The organism is Phenylobacterium aquaticum (genome assembly GCF_022695515.1).
Classification (GTDB): domain Bacteria; phylum Pseudomonadota; class Alphaproteobacteria; order Caulobacterales; family Caulobacteraceae; genus Phenylobacterium; species Phenylobacterium aquaticum.
The window spans coordinates 1-16,706 of sequence record NZ_JALDPT010000061.1 but is presented as its reverse complement, the minus strand read 5'-3'; the positions used below and the strand labels follow the sequence as shown (position 1 = coordinate 16,706).

Sequence of the window (16,706 nt, the reverse complement as noted above, 5' to 3'; positions counted from 1 at the left end):
TGACCGCGCAAACAGGCCGGACACAAGACTGCACCCGACCACGACGCCGAAACCTCACATCAACCCTTGCAATGCGGGAGCCATCCACACAGGACCTTCCCATTCATTGGCAGGATGTGCGCCGATCATCGTCCATTTGGTCGTCGGGTCATGCGCCAGTGAAAGTGTTTCGCCTCAAGGCAGAGGAAATCCGCACCCTTGCTCGGGGGCGCGGCGGGGCTATCGCGAGCGACCGGATTCCGGTTGACGGCAGGCCCGTAGGCTACATGTACAGATCCTCCCCACGTAATCCTCAAGACAGCGGCTGGGCCTTTCTCGCGGGCGATGAGGACGAGGCCTACATGGCTGACGCCACGAAGCACGGCGTCTATGATGTGAACACGATCGCCAACTACGATCCTGAGATCATACCGCTCCTGGACGCCCCGATCGGCTCAGCCTTTGTGCGGGGGCCATCCGGCCTTGTTCGCGATCCGCAAGGTGCGCCACAGGATTGATCCCGGTCGCTGCCATGTCTGCGTCCACTCTGGGCTGAGATTGCCCCATTGTGCCGACAACCTCTAAGGGGTCCCAATGTCCCGCCCCGTCAAACCTACCGACCCAGTCCTCGAAGCAGAAATGGGCCGTGTAGCCCTCTGGCTCGACCCCGACGATCCCCGGTGATTGGCCGATCAGGGCTACGGGCCAGATGGCGCTGCCGAGGAGGAGCAGGACCGGTGGATGCGCCTATGCGATCAGCGTTGCGGCTTCCCTTGGCGGCTGACAGCACTAGCGCCGAGAATCTAGGTGTGTCCACGAAATGTTCTTGATATGTGCTGGTTTTTCTCAACCCTGCGTGGAGGTTTTCGCGGTCGACCCAGCCCGTGCGACCATGGCTCTCAACCGCGCCGCGCCGACGGGACTGGCGAGTTCCGCGCGGGAGAGCTGAACATAGCCGATCCTGGCGTAGGCCGCCGTGATCGAGCCGAAGCGCCGACAATAGATGTCGGCCTTGGGCATTGACCTGTCCGATTTGATGAGAGCGACCGACAGCCTTCCGTGCCGAAGCAGCAGGGCCCAGAGTTTCGCCAGGAGCTCGTCGTCGGTGAGAACGACATAGGGCGCCCGCACGGTTCGATCCCGGGCGTAACCGATCAGGTCATAGGCCTGCTTCAGTCCCCCAAATCGTTTCCGGATGGCGCTTGGACAAGGCGCGCCTGGCGAGCGCAGCAGGATCTGCTCATTAAGTCTGCCGTGCTCCCGCAGCACCTCAACCATCGCCGCCAGCATCTCGGCGTCGGACCGTTTGGCGGACCTTGAGTGAGTGAGCCTTTGGGCTTCCGCGAACATGCGGCGGTCAACAATGGCCTCGAAGGCGCCTGGCGCCTTCACCCACTCGTTGGGCGGGATTCTTGCGGGCTTGCCGCCCAGGACCACTTTGGTGCGGTGATAGACCAGGTCGCCGATGTACTTGGGATTGCGAAGGATCTGGATGACGCGATTGGTCGTCCAGGTCGCGCCGGCCTCGGCGGGGACTCCTTGCGAATTCAGGAGCCGGGCGATGGCGCATTTGGTCATGCCCGTGACGACGTAGAGCCGGTAGATTCGGCGCACCACTTCGGTCTCATGATCCGGGCCCGGGATCAGGATCGTGCGATGATTGTGCGCCGCCTTGTATTGCCCGGCCTCAAGGACCGCGCCTGGCCTTCCGTGTTCATCGATGATCTGGCGGCGAAGTCCGTATCCGGGCGAGCTGCCCTGCCAGAAGCCTTTCCGGGCGAGGCGGGTCTGGGCCGCGGCGACCTTCGATGAGAGCTCGCGGCTGTATTCCGCCGCCATCACGCGCTTGAGGCCCTTCAGGATGGTCGAGCTCATGCTCCCGTCGTTGTCGAAGGGCTCGGCGCAGTACTCGACCTGCACGCCGGCCTCCGCGCACAGAAACTCGTAGTGAGCGCTCTGGTCGGGGTTCTGAAAGCGTCCCCATCGACTGACGTCGTAGACCAGGACAGCCTGGAAATCGGCCTCTCCCCCGACGACGTCGGCGAGCAGCTGACGCAGCGCCTTCCTCTGCTTCAGTGTGACCCCGCTGAGCCCTGCGTCCAGATAGGTTCGCACCACCTCGTAGCCTCGGCCGGCGGCGTAGGCGGCGATCGCGGCGGCCTGATGCTCCGGCGAGTAGCGCTGATGCTCCGTCGACATGCGCAGATACTGAGCCGCGCGGATCTTCGGTGCTCTGGGTCTGGACGTGGTTCCCACCATCCCACCACTCAACACCCGAGCCAAGCCGCGCGAAAGCGAGTGTATTTTTCCTACAGGCCGCGAGGCAGCGCCAAGGCGGCTGGCGGCGGCTTAGCCCGTTCGGATGATCCGGCGGGCCTGGTACGGCGGCACGATCGCGAGAATCGGCACGGCCCACTTCAAATCAGGTGACGGGACCTTGCGCCCGCGCAGGGGCTCAAGCGCGAACTTGCCCGCACCGTCGCCGGAGATCAGCCGCCCGACGAGGATCGCGCCGGCGACGGTTTCCGCGACGACGACACTTCCCCGAAGGTCCTCGGCGGGTTCGGATCGCACGTCGTCGAAATAGATGAGCGCGCCTGGCTCAGCGGCTTCGCCCAAACCTAGGCCGTCGACGAGAAGGGCGACGGACTTGTCGCTGCCTCCAGGTGGGATGGGGGCGAGCACCTGCGGGTCCTGATCGTTGAGCACGGCTACGCGGCCCGCGGGCAGGTCACCCACGCGCCCGATCGTCGGAATGAAAATCCCGTCCCCGGGGGCCTTCCAGCCTTGCGCGCGGGTGGGTGCGCGCCGCGCCGGGCGCATGGGACCCGAGCCCTCGTACAGCCACTCATGTCGGACGCCAAAGGCCTCGCCATATGTCTTCGCCTTCGCGAACGAGAACCGCGCGTTCCCGTTCTCATTCGACGCGTAGGTGTTTCGGTTCCAGCCATGGGCGTTCGCCGCCGCAGCCGCGGTCTTGTGTCCTGCCTGCTGGCGGGCCTGCTTCAGCCGGGAAGCGCGACTAATCTGATCCGAGTGCACCGTTGGACTGTAGCTTGAACGGACCGGTCGCGGAAACGGTGGCCGCTCGCATTACAGTGCACAAATCATGGTTGTGCATTGCCGTTCACCCAGGTTAGCAACACCTAGGGTTGGCGCTCTCAGCCGACCGTCGTCCCGTCCGCCGCATGGCGAAAGCAGATCCCCAGGAGCGCCGCGTTGAGTGGCTTGTCGCCAAGCCAGTTGCTCTTCGAGAGGGCGCGAAGCCAGCGTTGGGCTGGCGATCTGGCCGCTGCCGCCGAGACATATCGAACGGCGCTTCGGCTACTCCCCGACGATCATCCTGCCCGGTGGAACCTCGCCCAGGTGTTGCTGGCGCTCGGCGCTTACGAGGAAGCCTGGCCCCTGTTCGGGAGCCGCTTCGAGGCCGATCCATCGATCTACAGGCCGCGCCTCAGCCTCCCTGAATGGCAGGGAGAGCCGATTGTCGGCGGGCGGCTCCTGGTCGTGTTCGAGCAGGGCCTGGGCGATCAAATCCAGTTCGCGCGGTTCGTGCCGGTCCTGCGCGACATGGGGGTTCACGTCACCCTCAGCTGCGCGAAGCCGCTTGGTCCCCTGTTCGAGCAGTTCGGCGTCGATCTGCTCTATGGCGACGGCAAGGTTCGGCCACCGCGCGTCGATCGATGGGCCATGATCTGCGACCTGCCTCGCAGGATGGGGATCACCCTAGGCAACCTTCCGAACGCTCCGTACCTGAGCGCGAGGCCGAGGCCGGCCGAAGGTCGCGTCGGCGTCGCCTGGAAAGGCTCGCCCGCTCACCGAAACGACGCCAACCGGTCGCTGGATCCGGCAGCGCGAGACATGCTTCTGGCGCTGCCGGGCGCTATGTCCCTACATCCGGAGGACACTGGCGCGGTCGACTTCGAAGAGACCGCGGGCCTGATCGCGAGCCTGGATCGCGTGGTGACCGTGGACACATCGATCGCTCACCTGGCCGGGGCCATGGGAAAGCCCACCACGATCCTGCTGCCCGCGCGGGAGACGGATTGGCGATGGATGGTCGGGCGTTCCGACAGCCCCTGGTATCCGTCGGCAAGGCTCGTGCGTCAGGCCTTGGACGAGCCCTGGTCCGCCGTCGTGTCCAGGCTGATTCACGAGAACATCGAGGACGATGCCTGACTGAGGTCAGGGGGGCGGCCTCAGGCTCTGAATGATGACGCTGGCCAGGCGTACGCCCGCCTTCTCGAGCTGAACGCGCCCCTGGATCGAAGCGGCGTTTGCATAGACCGTGTCGATGACGAAGCAGTCCGGCGTCTTGGGCGGTCCGTTCCTGTCGCTGATCTTGCAGGTCCGGGTTTTCGACGGGAGCTTCGCGTAGGCGTAGTCCCGCGCGACCGGGAAGGATTCATTGGCCCAGGCGAGCGCCTGGCCCGCGGGCGCTCCTGATGTCCACGTTTTCCGCTTCGCGGGGGTTATGTCGGCGATCAGCGCGTTGGCGATCGCGTCCGGCGTGCCGCCCAGGCTGTGGACGACATTGTCATCCCAATAGCTGTGGAGGGGCAGGCCCCAGGCATTCGCGCCAAGGACGACCGGCACGGCGTTGCCGCCACCATCTTTATTCCGCTCAGCGGCGTGCAGGGGCTGATGCACGTCCCCCACGAAGTGAAGAAGGTAGAGGAGGGCGAGCTTCCGTTCCGACGCCGGCAGAGAGGCGTCGGCAAGCTCGCTCCGGAACTGATTGATCTTGTCGACCACACAATCCCGCGCCGGTCCCGAACTCGCCAGCTTTCCGGGCGCCAAGGTGACCGTGCCAAAGCAGGCCTGGGTGGCATTCGGCGCTTGGACGTCGATGTCTATAAAGTGCCAAAGGTGCGTCGCGGCCCGGCGTTTCGGCGTTGACGCCCTGTAGACGTCCGCCCAGGTCGCCAATTCGGCGAAGGTGGAGACGGGGAGAGCGGGGTCGGTCGGGCCCGCCAGCAGATCATCGACGGCCTGGGCGACCTGTGGATCCTGGTCGATGTAGTGCCGGGCTATGAGGGCAACGACCCGGTGGCCGTCATTGCCCCAAGCGAGCGCCTCGCCGGCACAGAGCGATGTCGCGATCGCCAACGCCAGGCAGGCGGTCAATGCCCACCTGATCGGCAATCCCATGGTCAGCCTCCCAGAGCTTTCACCCGGAGACACTACGCAGAATTGTCTATCTGTCTATCGCTCGTATGTAGCGATTTATGGGCGCCTACGGTCCGGCCCGGTCCATCGCCACGTCGCGAACTCGCCCCTCCCGGAATTGGCAACCAGGCATTTTCGCCCTTATTGGTTGTGCAATGCACGCCGCGAACGCTCTCTTTCGCCAAGCCGCCACCTTCAATTCTGAGGGGCGCTTCGAGCTTGCGGAGGCCGTCTATCGGGAGATCATCGCACGGTGGCCCGATGATCCGCGCGCGCCCTACACGCTTTCAACCCACCTGCTGTCCCGCGGAGCGTACGAGGAGGGATGGGCTCTCTATGAGAGCCGATCGCTCGTGCCCGAGACCGGTATCAAGCGACCCCGAGTTTCCTACCCCGAGTGGGACGGCGCCGATGTCGGTTCGCTTCTGATCTTTCCCGAGCAAGGCCTCGGCGACCAGATCATGTTCGCCCGATACATCCCCTTGCTGGTGGCTCGTGGGATCAGGGTCACGCTCCTATGCAGCCGGACGCTGGTTAGGCTCTTCACCGGCCTGGGCGCGCAAGTCGTGCCGGCGTCGGGCAAGGTGACGCTTCCGAGGCATGATGCCTGGTGCCTGATAGGGTCGCTGCCCCACCATGTGGGTGGCATTCCACAGGCGCCCTACCTGCCGGGCACCAAGGCCGGGGCCGGGACAGGGCTCTGCACTCACGGCAATCCCAAGCACGTCAACGACGCAAATCGCTCGATGCCGGACAGCGCGCGCTCCATCCTCAAGAGCGGATGGCCATTCATCAGCCTCCATCCAGAGGATTCGGGCGTGGGCGACTTCCAGGAGTCGGCGGACCTGCTGAACCAGTTGAACCTGGTTGTGTCCGTCGACACCTCGGTCGCGCATTTGGCGGGCGCGGTGGGCAAGGAAACATGGCTGCTTCTGCCCGCCATCGGGACTGACTGGCGCTGGGGCAGGTTTGAGACCTCGACGCCCTGGTACCCGACGATGAGGATCATTCGGCAGGGCGTTGCGGAAACCTGGGAGGCCGTCGCACGGCGAGTCCTATCCGACCTGGGGACTATCGGAGAAAATAGCCCCCCTCGTTGAGGTCAGTCAGCAGGTCGGATTCCTGGGGGCGCCATCCTATCGACGAGCGAGTGATCGCGCTCGACGCCGGGATATCGCGCCCCACCAGCATTCCCAGGAAGCCGAAGTGCGCCATGGCCTCCTCAGCGGTCAGGCTCTTCACGGGCGAGCCGACGCCTCGCCCGATCATCTCCGCGATCGACCGCATGACGACGCCCTCCTCGGCGACGGCATGCAGACGCGTCCCCGCGGGCGCCGTCTCCAAGGCCAGCCGGAACAGCCGCGCGGCGTCCAGCCGATGCACGGCCGGCCAGCGGTTGGATCCGTCCCCGACATAGGCCGACACCCCGGTCCGCCGAGCCACCTCGATCAGCTGGGGCACGAAGCCCTGGTCGCCCCGGCCGTGAACGGTCGGCGGCAGGCGCACGACGCTAGCCCGCACCCCGCGGCTGGCCGCCGCCAGGACCTCCTCAGACTTGGCCCGCACGCGCCCCATCCCGTTCAGGTCGGGCTCGTCCTGCTCGGTGCTCGCCGGCCGGGCGTGTTCGCGGTCATGCCGGAGGTGGAGACCAGCGGCTTGCCCGACCGGTCCAGCGCGGCGGCCATGGCCTCCAGCGCGAGCCGATCGGTCTCACCATTGGCCTCGTACTGGGCGAAGTCGTGGATGAAGGCGGTGTGGATCACGCCGTCACAGGCCCGCGCGCCGGCGGCCAGGCTGTCGGGATCGGTCAGTTCGCCGCGATGGACGGCCACGCCCAGGGCCGCCAGCCGCTCGGCCGAGGCGTCGCTGCGCGCCAGCCCCAGCACCTCGTGCCCTGCCCCGAGCAGCTCTTGCACGACGGCGGAGCCGATGAAGCCGGTGGCGCCCGTCACGAAAACACGCATGGTGGTCTCCCTGTTGTTCTGCGCAGGGGTTATCCTCGCCGCCCGACCCACCGGAAAAGCCGAGAGTTTATACGGGTATGACCGCTAACACCCTGCCGGGCTCCGCCGTCACCACCCTGGGCGGCTTCCTGCGTGATCGTCGCGCCCGCCTCGCGCCGGATCCGTCGGCGACCGGCCGTCGGCGGACGCCGGGCTTGCGCCGCGAGGAGGTCGCCGCCCGCGCCAGTGTCAGCGTCACCTGGTACACTTGGCTGGAGCAGGGCCGCGGCGGCCCGCCCTCGGACGAGGTGCTGGAGCGGCTCGCCCGCGCCCTCGAACTCGACGCCCCGGCCCGCGAGGTGCTGTTCCTCCTCGCCCAGAACCGCCCGCCGCCGCTCAGCCCCGCGCCGACCGCCGCCGTGCCCCCCGCCCTGCAGCGGGTGCTCGACGCCATGACCTTCAGCCCGGCTATCGTGAAGACGCCGGCCTGGGACATCGTCGCCTGGAACCTCGCGGCCACGGCCGTCCTGGCCGACTACGCCTCGGTTCCGGCCCGCGAGCGCAATGTCCTGCGCCGCATGTTCACCGACCCGGCGGCTCGGGCCCACCTGACCGACTGGGAGGAGAATGCTCGCTTCGCCCTGGGCGTCCTGCGCGTCGATGTCGCCCGCGGCGGTGGCCACGCGGGGGCCGAGGCTTTGATCGCCGAACTCCTTGAGACCAGTTCCGAGTTCCGAAGGCTCTGGGCCGAGAACGAGGTGCGCAGCCAGGGCTTCGGCATGAAGCGTTTCGTGGGACCGGACGGCCAGGCCCTGGCCCTGGAGACGTCCAACTTTCCGGTCGAGGGCGCCGACGGCCTGACCATGATCGTCTTCACGCCGCTCACAGAGGCCGACGCCCAGGTCGTCGCCAGCCGGATCGCCGAGACGGCCGCGCGGAAACCCTAGCCGCCCTTTGCCGGCTCCGGCGCGAAGAGCGTCCGCACCATCGGCGTCAGTATGGCGGCAAGATCCGCCGGCTTCGCCCCGGCCAGGGCCTCGATCTCCATCATCTGCCGCATGACCTGCAGGCCCGCGACCAGGGCCAGGGCCACGGCCGCCCGCTCGCGCGCCAGCGGCCCGCCGATCGCCTGCTCCAGCACGGCCTGGTGGCCCTGTCCGATCCACGCCCGCCCTATCTCGGCCGCCTTCGGGCTGGAGGCGGAGTGCAGCAGGATCAGGAAACCGTCGAGCGGAGTCGCCCCCGGCGCCGTCACCTCCACCAGGGCCTTGGCGAAGGCCTCTGGGAAGTCCGTCGCGGCGAGGTTCGCCTCCGACAGGATCACCGGCTTGCGCATGGCGTCGGCGCACACCTCCGCGAACAGCTTCTCCTTCGATCCGAAATAGCGGTTCACCAGCATGGCGGTGACGCCGGCCCCCGCCGCGATCTCCCGCACGCCGGCCCCGTCATAGCCGGAGCGGGCGAAGGCCTCGCGGGCCGAGGCCAGGATCGCAGCCCGTGTGGCCTCCGCGTTGCGAGGGCGAGGGGCGGTCGGAGACGAAGGATCGGCGCTCATATATCTACACTCGTAGACAATCCGGCTCGACGCAAGTATACAGTGGAAGACTTAGCGAGCGACAGGGCGGAATCACATGACGGAAACGGTGCTGGTGACGGGCGGGACGGGATTCGTCGCCGGCTGGACGATCGTCGAGCTGCTGCGGCGCGGCTATCAGGTGCGCACCACGGTCCGCGGCCTGGCCCGTGAAGACGCCGTCCGCCGCGCCGTTGGGCGCGAGATCGACGCCGGGGCGGGCCTCAGCTTCGCGGTCGCCGACCTGACCGCCGACGCGGGCTGGGACGAGGCCGTCGCCGGCTGCGACTATGTCCTGCACATCGCCTCGCCCCTGGGCGGGGGCGACGGGGACGAGTTGATCGCCGCCGCCCGCGACGGGACCCTGCGCGTGCTGCGCGCCGCCGTCCGCGCCGGGGTGAAGCGGGTCGTCATGACCTCCTCGACCGCCGCCTGCACGCCCGCCAAGCCGCTCAAGCGCGCCATCGTCGAGACCGACTGGACCGACCCGGACCAGCCCGGCCTCGCCGTCTATCGCAAGTCCAAGGTCCTGGCCGAACGCGCCGCCTGGGACTTCATGGCCGACCACCCGGCGACCAGCTTCGCGACCATCCTGCCCGGCGCCATCTTCGGTCCGGTGCTCACCAAGGAACAGCTCGGCTCGGTCGGCATCATCCAGCGCCTGCTCCAGGGCCAGCCGCCGGCCCTTCCGCGCCTGGCCTTCAACATCACCGACGTCCGCGACCTCGCCGTTCTGCACATCCAGGCCATGACCACGCCGGAGGCCGCGGGCCAGCGCTTCATCGCCATGGGCGACGCCCTTTGGTACGGCGAGGTCGCCGCGACCCTCAGGGCCCGGCTGGGCGACGGCGCGGCCAAGGTCCCCACGGCCGCTATGCCCGACCTCGTCGCCCGGGGCCTGGCTCTGGTCTCCCCCCAGATGAAGTCGCTGCTGCCGCTGCTTGGCCGGACCCAGGCCTTCAGCCGGGCCAAGGCCGAGCAGATCCTCGGCTTCGCGCCGCGCCCCGCGCGGGACACGATCGCCGATTGCGGCGCCAGCCTATTGATCTAGCCGCCCCGTCCGGTATGCGGGTTCCAACACACGGTGAGGAACGCCCTATGACGACCCCGGACGCAAAGCCCATGACCTATGACGAGGTGGTCCTGGGTCGCCGCAGCATCCGAGGCTACAAGCCCGATCCGGTGCCGAAGGCGCTCATCAAGGAGATCCTCGAGGTCGCCATGCGCGCGCCCTCCTCGATGAACACCCAACCCTGGAACTTCTACGTCATCAGCGGCGAGCCGCTGGACCGTATCCGCGCCGGCAACACCGAGCGCACCGTCGCGGGCGTGCCGCAATCGCGCGAGTTCCGCACCGGCAAGGCCTTCGCTGGCCAGCATCGCGAACGCCAGGTCGGCGTCGCCAAGCAGCTGTTCGCCGCCATGGGCATCGCCCGCGACGACCAGGCCATGCGCCAGGACTGGGTGCTGCGCGGCTTCCGCCAGTTCGACGCCCCGGTCTGCGTGATCGTCACCTATGACAAGGTGCTCGACGGCAGCGACGACACTCCCTTCGACTGCGGCGCGGTGACGACCGCCCTCGTGAACGCCGCCTGGTCCCGCGGCCTGGGCGCCGTGATCAACAGCCAGGGCATCATGCAGTCCCCGGTCGTACGCGAGCACGCCGGCATCGCCGACGACCAGGTCATCATGAAGAGCATCGCGCTCGGCTGGCCCGATGAGACCTTCCCGGCCAACGCGGTAGTGTCGGAGCGCAAGTCGGTGGACGAGGCCGCGGTCTTCGTCGGCTTCGACGACTAGCCGGGCCTATTCCGGCGAGCTGCGCTTGATCGGCCGGTACCAGGCCAGTTGCTCGCTGGTGGCCAGCAGCTTGCCGTCCCGGCTCCAGTAGCTGGAGCGCTCATCCGACGCCCCGCCGCCGCCCACCCTGCCCTCGCACTCGACGAGGAAGAAGTCGTTGCCGACCTTGGCCAGTTCCTCGGCCGTGGCGTGCAGATAGACCGTCAGCGACAGGGTCGTGGTGCTGATGGTGCGGCCGAGCGCGTACATGGCCCTGGGCGCCGAATTGTCGGTGACCATGCCCAGCAGCGCCTTGTCCAGCGGACCGCGCCGCGACCGCACCCAGGCGAGTGTATGGGAATTGCCGCTCGGCTCCGGCGGAAACACCTCCAGCGTCCGCCGCTCGAAGGCCGAGGCCCCATAGTGCAGGGGCGCGCCGAAGTCGGGCGGCCTGGGCAGGGTGTCGGGGTCCGGCGCGTCCGGAATTCGGGCGAAGGCGAAGGCCGGCGTCTCGGGCCGCCTGGCCAGGGTGACCATGCCGTGGACACCCACCTGGTCGGAGCCCGCCGGCAGGACCTCCACTTCCCAGACCCCTATCGAGCCGCCCTGGCGCAGCCGCCGGGTGCGGACATCCAGTTGGCCCGGAGGGAGGGCGGCCGCGTAGGTGAGCGTCAGGGACAGGGCCTCGCCCGCGGCCTCGGGCTCGGCCTCCAGCACCCGGATGAACAGGCCGATGGCGTATCCGCCCCAGATCCCGCCGCCGGGATTGACCCACTCCTCGCCGGCGAAGGTGGTCCAGCGGCCTTCGGAGACATGGGTGAGCGGATGGGTGGAGGTCTGGGTCGTGCTCATAGGCCCTGTCTAACCCAGCGAGGCGGCGTCACGGAAGTCGTGGGGCGGGAGGATTAGGGGCGAGGCGGTCGCGTCACAACCCTGGTTTGTCGGGTTGGTCGGAACCTGGCGTCTTAATGCAGAGACGCCCTATTGCTCTGAGTTGTAGCCTTTGCTGAGCGCAAGATCAGCTTCCGGCGAAAATCCGGGCGTTGCCGGTGACGCGTCTCGCCGATGGGCGACGCGGCCCATCAGAACATCCTAGAGGCCAGGTGGAGATCGCCGTGGATGTAAATTTTTGGCCTGGCAGCGCCGCATATGAACTGCCCCAGACGCGCTGAGATTGAGAATGGGAGACCAATGAGTATCGCTAAAGGGCAGCCCAACGGGCGGGCCCGCTGGTCTCACGCCTTCAAATGTACAGTCGGTACGATAGGATCACCACTATGGCTGCGGGTCCCCGCAGTCAGGAACAAGGAACCCCCCGGCTCCCGCTTCGGGGGTCTTTGTTGTCCGAGGGGCTGGCGGCTAAATCTGCTGAGGCGGGGCGGGGCGTACCGGTGGGCGGATGATATCTGCCACGGTCCGCCGGCCGAGCTCCGCATAGAAGGCGTCGATCGCCTGGCCGAGCAGAGCCGCCAGGCCGCATTGCGGGGCCAGCATGCAGCTGGAGCAGTCGACCGGGCATTCGTCGCCTTCGAGGCGGCGAACGACCTCTCCGAGGTTGATCTCCCCGGGGGCGGCGCCCAGGGCGAGCCCGCCGCCTCGCCCACGGGTCGTGTCCAGATAGCCGAGCCGCCCCAGGCGATGGGCGATCTTGACGAGATGGTGCTCCGAAATCCGGTGCGCGGCGGCGATCTCCGGCACCGAGCAGCGCCGTCCGGGGCGCTCGGCGACATAGATCAGCACGCGCAAGGCGTAGTCGGTGAGACGGCGGAGCTTCATCGCCCATCCATCGGGCCGCCGGGCGGCGGACGACATGACGTGGATCAAGGCTGCGGCGCCGCGACCTCTCTAAAGCTGTATTCGCGCTACAGCTTTAGACGGGCCGTTGTCCGACGCTGGCGCAGGAGTTCGCGCGATGTCCGCCGCCCAACTGGAACCCGCCGCCGCCCTCAGCGAGGGGCCGCAAACCGACCTGACCGTCCACTTCCGTCCCGGCGGCGCCTCCGATCGCTTCGCCCTGGGGGTGACCAAGTTCCTGCGGCTGTTCGCCGACACCTTCTTCGCCAAGCGCTATGGCCATCGCGCGGTCGTCTTGGAGACCGTCGCCGCGGTCCCGGGCATGGTCGGCGCGACCCTGAACCACCTCAAGTGCCTGCGCCGCATGGAGGATGATCGCGGCTGGATCCGCACCCTGATGGACGAGGCGGAGAACGAGCGCATGCACCTGATGACCTTCATCGAGGTCTGCAAGCCCACCGCCTTCGAGCGGTTCATGGTGATCAGCGCCCAGTGGGTGTTCTACATGTTCTTCTTCGGCCTCTACATCCTCGCGCCCAAGACCGCCCACCGGCTGGTCGGCTACTTCGAGGAAGAGGCGGTGATCAGCTACACCCACTACCTCGCCGAGATCGACGAGGGACGCTCCCCCAATGTCCCCGCGCCGAAGACGGCCATCCGCTACTGGAACCTGCCGGCCGATGCGACCCTGCGCGACGTGGTCCTGGTGGTGCGGGCCGACGAGGCCCATCACCGCGACGTCAACCACGGCTTCGCCAACGCGCTCGCCGGCCTGCCGCAAGGCGCCATCGCCGCCTGTCCCGCCCATGTGGAGCTGGTCCCGAACTGGAAGGCCGCCGCCTAGGGTCGGGGAGATGAACAAGAGCGACACCGATCCGGATCGTCGCGCGCGCCTCGCGCCGGGGGGCGCTGTCGGGGTCACCGAGCCCATGTGCCGCGCCCTGGTCGACGCCTTCTACGCGAAAGTCCGCGTCGATCCCGAGCTCGGGCCGATCTTCAACGGCGCGATTGGCGACGGGTGGGAGGCGCACCTGGCCAAGCTCGCCGACTTCTGGTCGTCCGTGCTGCTGATGACCGGCCGCTACAAGGGCTCGCCCATGGCCGCCCACGCCGCTCTGCCGCGGGCCGAACCGGCGGATTTCGAGCAGTGGCTCGCGCTCTTCCGGTCAACCGCGGCCGAGGTTTGCCCGCCGCCTGCCGCGGCGCTGTTCATCGAGAAGGCGGAGATGATCGCCCGCAGCCTGCAGTTCGGCATCGCCGCCAGCCGAGGCGTGCTGCCGTCGCAGCCCGTCTAAGGCGAGGAACGCCGCCTCAGGCCATGGTGACCGGCGATTTGAGCAGGCCGTGGGGCGAGCCGGTGAAGATCTCTTAGCTGGTCCTGGTGACGCCGGTTGAGGGCTCGCACCGATGAGCGAGCCCGGCTGTGCAGTCTGAGGGGCTCAGGCTGAGAAACGGGGGGCGACCGTCTGGAGGGCGTTCGCGAACTGGCCCACTTCCCACCCTAAAAATGCACGCTAAGGCCCTCTGACAACCGGAGGTGCTATGTTCGCCGCACTGCTAGCTGAAGCGCTCACATCTGAGATCCCGCCGCTCGACTTAAACCTGGTCTGCGATGGCCAATACGAGGACGTCGAAACTTCGATCGGCACGACGACAGGAATGATAGGCGGCCAGGTCGGTAGCGGGACTGCTGTCGTCAGGACGCCCGTGATGCGGAAGGGAACAGCGCACCTCTCGTTCCAACCGCCGGGCAGCTCACCTATCCGGACGGAAGGCTTAGAACTCTCGGCCATGTGACGGCCGATGCGCGTCAGATCGTGGCGGACTATCAGCGAAAGCTGACCTTCCGAACCGTCACCTGGAAGGTTGAAGTGAACCGCATGACCGGCCCGGTGCGTGTCGCAAGTCCGGACCACATCGGCTTTGCTGGCGCTTGCGCGCCGGAGTCGAACCAGCCGAAATTCTGACTCGTCGTCACCCTGCTGGGCGCCACGAAGCGAGATGTAGGGTGTCATTCAGAGGTTCGCTGACGGGCGAGTGAGGTCGTTCTTGATGGGGCGGCAGGCGCCTTTGCCCCTAACGCGCCCGCCGAGCCCGCGATCTCAAGGTTTCTTAGTGGGCACGGGCTCCGTCCCCGGTGCGCCGCACTTTGCGAACTTCTTGGTCTTGATGTCGCGGCACTTGCCGCCGGCGGCCGGCGCCGGCGCCTTACAGAGCTCGGCTTTCACGAACTTGCCGCCGTCGCGACATTTCCCCGCCGCATCGAGGGCGGGCGCCGCCAAGGTGGCGCTGGCCAGGCTGGCGGTCAGCGCGACTGTGGTGAGGAGGGTGAGAATGCGCATGGGAATCTCCTGTGAGACGCCGCGAGCCTCACCCCTTATCCACTGAAGGCCAAGGGGGATTGTCGATCGTCCGCCTCATTTTGAGGTCGCGGCCGCAGCGTCCGGTGGGGCTTGGACGGCATCGGGCGACCAGATCGGCGCGGCCAAGCGACTCAAATAGGCGGCCACGTCCTGGGGCCATGCCGCCAGCTGCGCCCCGAAGGCCTCGGGGGCCGCGCCATAGAGGGCGCGTAGGGCCGCCTCATAGCCGGGCTGGTGACCAGCCAGGGCGTACATCGCCTTATAGGTCGCCGTCTGGGCGGCGCGGCGGGCGTCGGGGTCCCGGCTGGCGCGGGCGGCCGTCTCCACCAGGCGGCGCAAGGCGGCCGAGGCGCCCCCGGCTGGCTGGCGAGCCAGGTCCAATGGCGCGGCAACAGCGTCACTTCCCGGGCCGTAACCCCGAGCTTCGGCCGACCACGGCCGGGGCGGGGCGATGACGGCTCGTCCGAAGGGAGTTCCTCCGCCGCGGGTATGACCGCCGGCAGGCGGGCCAATACCGCCTCGGCGTCGCCGCGCAGGTCGAGGTCGATCACCCCGCCGGTGGCGTCGTCGAGCACCAGAGGCATGGGACCGGCCGGGGTCTGGGCCGCATGGGCGGCCTAGGCGACGGTCGGCAGGTCGCCCGCGGCGACCAGCCGATCTTCGAGGAACAGCGCATAGCGGGCGCCGAAGTTGACGTGCCTTGGTCCCTCGCGGCCTCTGGCGCTGACTTGTCCTAGCTCAAGGCGCGACGCCGCAGATGCGGCAGGCTGAGGATGACATGGCGCGAGGGTGCGCCGGTCGGGAGGACGACATGACGCCGAAAATCTTGAAGGCGATGGCCCTGGCCGCCTGCGCCGCTGCGCTCGCGGTCGCCTGGCTATTGACCGACAGTCTGGGCGGCTGGGTGATCCTACCGCTGCTAGCCAGCCTCACCGCGGCCGGCCTGCTGATCGCCGACGATCGCCGGGCGCCTATGGTCGCGCTTCTCGCCGGTATCTTGCAGGTCGCCCACGCCATCCGGCTTTTGGCGCAGGGGCCGGGACCCGTCCCGCTGGCGCTCGCCTATTTGGGCTGCGCGGCGTTCCTGGCGGCCTGCGGCCTGGGTCTCAGGCGCTATCCGCCGTCGCCGCCCGCCGCCGATCCCGCGCCGGACCTCGAGGATCGTCCTCTATAGGGCGCGGCGGGGCTGTCGCGCAGCGATCCAGGCCTCGGCGTCGGCGTTACCCCCCTGAGCCTCCACGGTCAGGCGGGCGAACATCGCCTCGAAGGCGCTGATCAGGGCCTGAGGCGAGAGGCGGGTGAGATCCTCGCCAATCGCCGCATGGAAGTCTTGCAGGGCCATCAATAGGATCATGGCGAGCTTGTTGTCGGCGCTGCGACGCGCGAAGTCCGGCGCGCCTAAGAACACCGCCGCGAGGATGGCGTAGGCGTCGCTTTGGGTGGCGTCCGCAAAGGCCATCACCCGCGCCACGTTCATCCGTCCCCCGCCCGCCTCGAAGTGCTCATAGCTCCGGCGCGGCAGCCTCATGGCTTGGGCGACCTCCAAGGCGCTGAGACCGCGCTGTCGCCGAATGGCGCGCAGCGCTTGGGAGAGGACGAGATTTGGGGAGGAATCGGCGTCGGGAGACATGGCCGCGCTCGCTACAGAAACAACTTTAACGGGCTCTAGTCTTTGGATTTGTGGCCGAGGACGGTCCCAGATGCAAGTCTTCTGTCGCCTCTCAGCAAACGTGAGTGCGACCGAACAAAGGATCCTTCAAGTTCCTCAAAGTCCATGTCCGCAAGAATTTTGCGCGCCATTTCAGATTTGTTGCGGCGTTGCGCAACTGACTTTGAGGCGACTGGCGGACCAAGATCGTTGTTGCGGAAAAGTCTTGCCGGTCGGGCCGCGCCTGTCTCAAATACGATTGAAAGTTGTGTTTGAGGTCGATTGAGGGGCTTTGCATGCCGCACACAGAAAAACCCTCGGCGGCGGTCCTCCTCCAATTGCGGACCGACCTAAATGACGGCGTCTATCCTCCGGGAGAACCGCTCAGCATTTCCGGCCTTTCGGCGCGGATCGGCGTGAGCCCCACGCCGGTGCGCGAGGCTCTCGCGCACCGGCGT

At 67.6% G+C, this 16,706-nt stretch carries 21 protein-coding genes and 1 pseudogene; 11 read left to right on the top strand and 11 right to left on the bottom strand.

Features of this window, described 5'->3' with window-relative positions:
- Positions 1–497: DUF2185 domain-containing protein (locus MQH10_RS25075; RefSeq protein ID WP_242566698.1), on the top strand; the 497-nt coding region annotated here is incomplete at its 5' end.
- 328 nt (positions 498–825) lie between these two features.
- Here the strand turns inward: MQH10_RS25075 and MQH10_RS25070 are convergent.
- Both MQH10_RS25070 and MQH10_RS25065 read right to left on the bottom strand, forming a co-directional pair.
- Positions 826–2,253 carry a recombinase family protein gene (locus MQH10_RS25070; RefSeq protein ID WP_242566700.1) on the bottom strand — a complete coding sequence of 476 codons (1,428 nt, stop codon included), beginning with the start codon at positions 2,251–2,253 and terminating at the stop codon, positions 826–828.
- Positions 2,254–2,328: 75 nt separating this feature from the next.
- Positions 2,329–3,021, bottom strand: a complete 693-nt coding sequence (locus MQH10_RS25065) for a peptidase S24 (protein ID WP_242566697.1) — start codon at positions 3,019–3,021, stop codon at positions 2,329–2,331.
- Positions 3,022–3,198: 177 nt separating this feature from the next.
- Between MQH10_RS25065 and MQH10_RS25060 the strand changes: the two genes are divergently transcribed.
- Positions 3,199–4,158 (top strand): tetratricopeptide repeat protein, encoded by a 960-nt coding sequence (locus MQH10_RS25060; protein WP_242566696.1) that lies wholly within the window; start codon positions 3,199–3,201, stop codon positions 4,156–4,158.
- Between the two features lie 6 nt (positions 4,159–4,164).
- Here the strand turns inward: MQH10_RS25060 and MQH10_RS25055 are convergent, their stop codons facing one another.
- Entirely contained in the window at positions 4,165–5,130 is a 966-nt protein-coding gene (locus MQH10_RS25055) for a S1/P1 nuclease (RefSeq protein ID WP_242566695.1), read from the bottom strand.
- Between the two features lie 173 nt (positions 5,131–5,303).
- Between MQH10_RS25055 and MQH10_RS25050 the strand changes: the two genes are divergently transcribed.
- Positions 5,304–6,248 (top strand): hypothetical protein, encoded by a 945-nt coding sequence (locus MQH10_RS25050; RefSeq protein ID WP_242566694.1) that lies wholly within the window; start codon positions 5,304–5,306, stop codon positions 6,246–6,248.
- Here the strand turns inward: MQH10_RS25050 and MQH10_RS25045 are convergent.
- Positions 6,220–6,714 carry a Rossmann-fold NAD(P)-binding domain-containing protein gene (locus MQH10_RS25045; protein WP_242566693.1) on the bottom strand — a complete coding sequence of 165 codons (495 nt, stop codon included), beginning with the start codon at positions 6,712–6,714 and terminating at the stop codon, positions 6,220–6,222. The genes MQH10_RS25050 and MQH10_RS25045 overlap by 29 nt on opposite strands.
- A 14-nt stretch (positions 6,715–6,728) precedes the next feature.
- Positions 6,729–7,112, bottom strand: a complete 384-nt coding sequence (locus MQH10_RS25040; protein ID WP_242566692.1) for an NAD-dependent epimerase/dehydratase family protein — start codon at positions 7,110–7,112, stop codon at positions 6,729–6,731.
- Positions 7,113–7,189: 77 nt separating this feature from the next.
- Here MQH10_RS25040 and MQH10_RS25035 point away from each other — a divergent pair, with 77 nt between their 5' ends.
- Positions 7,190–8,038 carry a helix-turn-helix transcriptional regulator gene (locus tag MQH10_RS25035; RefSeq protein WP_242566691.1) on the top strand — a complete coding sequence of 283 codons (849 nt, stop codon included), beginning with the start codon at positions 7,190–7,192 and terminating at the stop codon, positions 8,036–8,038.
- On the opposite strand, the gene MQH10_RS25030 is transcribed toward MQH10_RS25035, so the two are convergent.
- Positions 8,035–8,646, bottom strand: coding sequence for a TetR/AcrR family transcriptional regulator (locus MQH10_RS25030; protein WP_242566690.1), 612 nt, complete (start codon positions 8,644–8,646; stop codon positions 8,035–8,037). The genes MQH10_RS25035 and MQH10_RS25030 overlap by 4 nt on opposite strands.
- Before the next feature lie 76 nt (positions 8,647–8,722).
- Between MQH10_RS25030 and MQH10_RS25025 the strand changes: the two genes are divergently transcribed.
- Together MQH10_RS25025 and MQH10_RS25020 are read left to right on the top strand one after the other, a co-directional pair.
- Positions 8,723–9,715 carry an SDR family oxidoreductase gene (locus MQH10_RS25025; RefSeq protein ID WP_242566689.1) on the top strand — a complete coding sequence of 331 codons (993 nt, stop codon included), beginning with the start codon at positions 8,723–8,725 and terminating at the stop codon, positions 9,713–9,715.
- A gap of 47 nt (positions 9,716–9,762) precedes the next feature.
- Positions 9,763–10,464: a nitroreductase gene (locus MQH10_RS25020; protein WP_272887147.1), complete on the top strand. Its 702-nt coding sequence runs from the start codon at positions 9,763–9,765 to the stop codon at positions 10,462–10,464.
- A gap of 6 nt (positions 10,465–10,470) precedes the next feature.
- Here MQH10_RS25020 and MQH10_RS25015 read toward each other — a convergent pair whose 3' ends face one another.
- Both MQH10_RS25015 and MQH10_RS25010 read right to left on the bottom strand, forming a co-directional pair.
- Positions 10,471–11,295 carry a thioesterase family protein gene (locus MQH10_RS25015; RefSeq protein WP_242566688.1) on the bottom strand — a complete coding sequence of 275 codons (825 nt, stop codon included), beginning with the start codon at positions 11,293–11,295 and terminating at the stop codon, positions 10,471–10,473.
- A gap of 507 nt (positions 11,296–11,802) precedes the next feature.
- Positions 11,803–12,219 carry an RrF2 family transcriptional regulator gene (locus MQH10_RS25010; protein ID WP_242566687.1) on the bottom strand — a complete coding sequence of 139 codons (417 nt, stop codon included), beginning with the start codon at positions 12,217–12,219 and terminating at the stop codon, positions 11,803–11,805.
- Between the two features lie 136 nt (positions 12,220–12,355).
- On the opposite strand from MQH10_RS25010, the gene MQH10_RS25005 reads away from it, so the two are divergent.
- From MQH10_RS25005 to MQH10_RS24995, 3 genes are all read left to right on the top strand, one after another.
- Positions 12,356–13,081 (top strand): alternative oxidase, encoded by a 726-nt coding sequence (locus MQH10_RS25005; protein ID WP_242566686.1) that lies wholly within the window; start codon positions 12,356–12,358, stop codon positions 13,079–13,081.
- Between the two features lie 10 nt (positions 13,082–13,091).
- On the top strand, positions 13,092–13,532 hold the full coding sequence (locus MQH10_RS25000) for a group III truncated hemoglobin (RefSeq protein ID WP_242566685.1): 441 nt from the start codon (positions 13,092–13,094) through the stop codon (positions 13,530–13,532).
- Between the two features lie 498 nt (positions 13,533–14,030).
- Positions 14,031–14,204 (top strand): hypothetical protein, encoded by a 174-nt coding sequence (locus MQH10_RS24995; protein WP_242566684.1) that lies wholly within the window; start codon positions 14,031–14,033, stop codon positions 14,202–14,204.
- 135 nt (positions 14,205–14,339) lie between these two features.
- Here MQH10_RS24995 and MQH10_RS24990 read toward each other — a convergent pair whose 3' ends face one another.
- The gene (locus tag MQH10_RS24990) at positions 14,340–14,579 is read right to left on the bottom strand and encodes a hypothetical protein (protein ID WP_242566683.1); all 240 of its coding nucleotides are present in this window, start codon (positions 14,577–14,579) and stop codon (positions 14,340–14,342) included.
- Between the two features lie 75 nt (positions 14,580–14,654).
- Positions 14,655–15,184 (bottom strand): annotated as a pseudogene (locus tag MQH10_RS24985) (DUF2239 family protein).
- 227 nt (positions 15,185–15,411) lie between these two features.
- Here MQH10_RS24985 and MQH10_RS24980 point away from each other — a divergent pair.
- A complete protein-coding gene (locus MQH10_RS24980) occupies positions 15,412–15,774 on the top strand; it encodes a hypothetical protein (RefSeq protein ID WP_242566682.1) in 363 nt (120 codons plus the stop codon).
- On the opposite strand, the gene MQH10_RS24975 is transcribed toward MQH10_RS24980, so the two are convergent.
- Complete coding sequence (locus MQH10_RS24975) at positions 15,769–16,128, bottom strand: hypothetical protein (RefSeq protein WP_242566681.1); 360 nt, start codon at positions 16,126–16,128, stop codon at positions 15,769–15,771. The genes MQH10_RS24980 and MQH10_RS24975 overlap by 6 nt on opposite strands.
- Before the next feature lie 416 nt (positions 16,129–16,544).
- On the opposite strand from MQH10_RS24975, the gene MQH10_RS27200 reads away from it, so the two are divergent.
- Positions 16,545–16,706: GntR family transcriptional regulator (locus MQH10_RS27200; RefSeq protein WP_419720802.1), on the top strand; the 162-nt coding region annotated here is incomplete at its 3' end.

Bases quoted from the DNA above. Each gene is read 5' to 3' on its own strand.
- MQH10_RS25055 (WP_242566695.1), bottom strand. From the start codon at position 5,130: ATGGGATTGCCGATCAGGTGGGCATTGACCGCCTGCCTGGCGTTGGCG.
- MQH10_RS25050 (WP_242566694.1), top strand. From the start codon at position 5,304: ATGCACGCCGCGAACGCTCTCTTTCGCCAAGCCGCCACCTTCAATTCT.
- MQH10_RS25040 (WP_242566692.1), bottom strand. From the start codon at position 7,112: ATGCGTGTTTTCGTGACGGGCGCCACCGGCTTCATCGGCTCCGCCGTC.
- MQH10_RS25035 (WP_242566691.1), top strand. From the start codon at position 7,190: ATGACCGCTAACACCCTGCCGGGCTCCGCCGTCACCACCCTGGGCGGC.
- MQH10_RS25030 (WP_242566690.1), bottom strand. From the start codon at position 8,646: ATGAGCGCCGATCCTTCGTCTCCGACCGCCCCTCGCCCTCGCAACGCG.
- MQH10_RS25025 (WP_242566689.1), top strand. From the start codon at position 8,723: ATGACGGAAACGGTGCTGGTGACGGGCGGGACGGGATTCGTCGCCGGC.
- MQH10_RS25020 (WP_272887147.1), top strand. From the start codon at position 9,763: ATGACGACCCCGGACGCAAAGCCCATGACCTATGACGAGGTGGTCCTG.
- MQH10_RS25015 (WP_242566688.1), bottom strand. From the start codon at position 11,295: ATGAGCACGACCCAGACCTCCACCCATCCGCTCACCCATGTCTCCGAA.
- MQH10_RS25010 (WP_242566687.1), bottom strand. From the start codon at position 12,219: ATGAAGCTCCGCCGTCTCACCGACTACGCCTTGCGCGTGCTGATCTAT.
- MQH10_RS25005 (WP_242566686.1), top strand. From the start codon at position 12,356: ATGTCCGCCGCCCAACTGGAACCCGCCGCCGCCCTCAGCGAGGGGCCG.
- MQH10_RS25000 (WP_242566685.1), top strand. From the start codon at position 13,092: ATGAACAAGAGCGACACCGATCCGGATCGTCGCGCGCGCCTCGCGCCG.
- MQH10_RS24990 (WP_242566683.1), bottom strand. From the start codon at position 14,579: ATGCGCATTCTCACCCTCCTCACCACAGTCGCGCTGACCGCCAGCCTG.
- MQH10_RS24980 (WP_242566682.1), top strand. From the start codon at position 15,412: ATGACGCCGAAAATCTTGAAGGCGATGGCCCTGGCCGCCTGCGCCGCT.
- MQH10_RS24975 (WP_242566681.1), bottom strand. From the start codon at position 16,128: ATGAGGCTGCCGCGCCGGAGCTATGAGCACTTCGAGGCGGGCGGGGGA.